The sequence below is a fragment of the Ancrocorticia sp. genome (assembly GCF_052089425.1).
Taxonomy (GTDB): domain Bacteria; phylum Actinomycetota; class Actinomycetes; order Actinomycetales; family Actinomycetaceae; genus Ancrocorticia.
Genome location: NZ_JBQCZW010000050.1, coordinates 1 through 2,481 on the forward strand (window position 1 = coordinate 1; position 2,481 = coordinate 2,481).

3 protein-coding genes are annotated in these 2,481 nt (G+C 62.0%); all 3 read right to left on the reverse strand.

The genetic code is table 11. The features are described from left to right. Positions 1 to 93 precede the first annotated feature (93 nt). Positions 94 to 747, reverse strand: a complete 654-nt coding sequence (locus ACTHV6_RS11105) for a nucleoside/nucleotide kinase family protein (RefSeq protein ID WP_441387626.1) — start codon at positions 745 to 747, stop codon at positions 94 to 96. An 11-nt stretch (positions 748 to 758) separates the two neighbouring features. Then, entirely contained in the window at positions 759 to 2,210 is a 1,452-nt protein-coding gene (locus ACTHV6_RS11110; RefSeq protein ID WP_441387627.1) for a GuaB1 family IMP dehydrogenase-related protein, read from the reverse strand. 10 nt (positions 2,211 to 2,220) lie between these two features. Then, the coding region (locus ACTHV6_RS11115) for a ketopantoate reductase C-terminal domain-containing protein (protein WP_441387629.1) at positions 2,221 to 2,481 on the reverse strand (261 nt) is incomplete at its 5' end.

Consider the following 2,481-nt stretch of genomic DNA (forward strand, 5'->3'; position numbering starts at 1 on the left):
AGGCCATTCCAATGCCCCGCGACACCCTATTCCAATCTCCTGCACCACAACACTGTCATCCCGACAGTTTGAAGCTGTCGGCGAATCACGGCGCTAACCCGGATCCACGATCCGATGGGCGCGCCCGGCCACCGCGCGAATCCGCCGAGCATTCGGCTCATCCACGTTGTCCACCCAGTATTCGGCGAACTCCGGCGCCTTCCCACTTGCGATGTGCCGGGCAATGAGCCGTTCACGCCGCAGCGCCGGATCAATCTGGACGAACCACACGGCGTCAAGAAGCCCCGGAATCTCCCGCCACGGGCTATCGGAATCCAGTAGATAGTTGCCCTCGGTCAGCACCACCCGGCATTCGGGCCCCACAGGAATGGCCCCAGCTACCCCGTGGCTGGCCCCGCGATCATAACGTGGCGCATACACGGTACCCGGCTCGGCGGCGCGGATACGGCGCAACATCGCGACGTATCCATCGGCATCAAAGGTATCGATAGCGCCCTTCCGGTCGCGCCGGCCAAGTTCCTTAAGAACCTCGTTCGCCAGATGAAAACCGTCCATGGGCACCACGGCCGCCGCGATGCCTTCGGCTTCCAGCAGATCACGAATTCTTCCGGACAGAGTGGACTTCCCCGCGCCGGGTTCACCTGCGATACCAACGATCACGCGTGATTGGGTCCGCAGATTATCGAGTATCTCCCCAGCCAGTTCGGGGGCGATTTCGTTTGCCGACGACGACGACGAAGCACCCATCCCCTTCTCCCCTACCATCCCTTGGGCAGTGGCCGTCCCTCTTGATAGCCGGCAGCAGACTGCACGCCCGCGATGGCACGATCTGCGAACTCGCGGAGGTTGCGCGCCCCAGCATAGGTGCACGAGGAACGTAACCCGGACGTGATCTCGTCAATCAGGTCCTCAACTCCGGGGCGCTGCGGATCAAGGTACATCCTCGAGGAGGAAATGCCTTCTTCGTACAACGCTTTGCGTGCCCGTTCGAACGAATCGGTGCCAGCCGTGCGGGCGGCTACTGCTCTCGCGGAGGCCATACCAAAGCTTTCCTTGTACAGCCGGCCATCGTTATCGGTTTGCAGAACACCGGGTGATTCCAAGGTGCCCGCGAACCACGAACCCACCATGACCTGACTGGCGCCGGCAGCAATGGCCAGCGCGATGTCGCGTGGGTGACGCACTCCCCCGTCCGCCCACACGTGTTTGCCCAGCCTCTCGGCGGCCTGCGCGCACTCGTAGACGGCGGAGAACTGGGGCCGGCCAACCGCCGTCTGCATGCGCGTGGTACACATGGCGCCAGGACCAACGCCCACTTTGATGATGTCAGCACCAGCCTCCACGAGCTCTTCCACTCCGGCGGCCGTCACGATGTTTCCGGCCACGATCGGAACACCTGGGTTCATCGCCTTGACGCGGCGAAGGGCACTGATCATCTTCTCCTGATGACCGTGCGCTGTATCCACCACGAGGGTATCCACGCCCACGTCCATCATGGCGGCTACGCGGGCCTCGATATCACCATTAATCCCGATGGCCGCACCGATGCGGAAACCCCCGGCGTTGTCTACTGCGGGCTTGTACATGCTCGAACGCACGATTCCCTTGGCAGTCAGAACGCCAACCAGCTTTCCTTCATCCACCACGGGAACGAAGGTCCGGCGGCGGTAGCGCAGGTTTTCGTAAACGGCGCGTAGTCCCGCACCGTCTGTTCCTATGTCCGAGAGGTCGAGAGTTTCCGGCTCGGGTGTCATCACGGCATGGGCTTGAGCAAACCGCTCCTGGCCTTCGCAATCCGATGTGGAAATAATGCCGACCGGCCGGCCGCCATCCACCACCACCGCTGCACCGTGAGTCCTGCGTGGAATGAGCGACATGACGGTCGCAATCGGATCATCCGGAGCCACCGTGATTGCTGTATCGATCACTGGGTGTGCTGCCTTGACCCTGCGCGCAACCTTCGCTACAACATCAGCCGGGATGTCCTGCGGGATGATGGCCATGCCGCCGCGGCGCGCAACCGTTTCGGCCATGCGCCGTCCCGAAACGGCCGTCATGTTGGCCACGATGAGCGGAATGGTGGTGCCCGTCCCATCACTCGTGGCAAGGTCAACGTCAAAGCGCGAGGTCACGTCCGAATGTGACGGGACCAGAAAAACATCGCCGTAGGTCAGATCGTGTGCTGGCTCTTGACCGGGAAGAAATCGCATGGTTTTTAGCCTAGCCGATTGTGCCAGTATCGGTGCGAATCTGCAGCAAAGTGAGATCCAGCAACGGGGTAGAAACGCCCAATCTGCGCGCCTGAACGGCCATCTCTCCAAGGATATGCTCACCCTCGTGAGCATGCCCGGAGGCCAGATCACGGTACAGCGAGGAGGTAAACCCTGAGCCTTCTTCGGTCAGCAGATTGAGCGATCCCTGATGACCAGCCTGGCTCACGGGGTATCCAGCCGCGGCAGCAACAGCCTCGCCCTCGGAGAT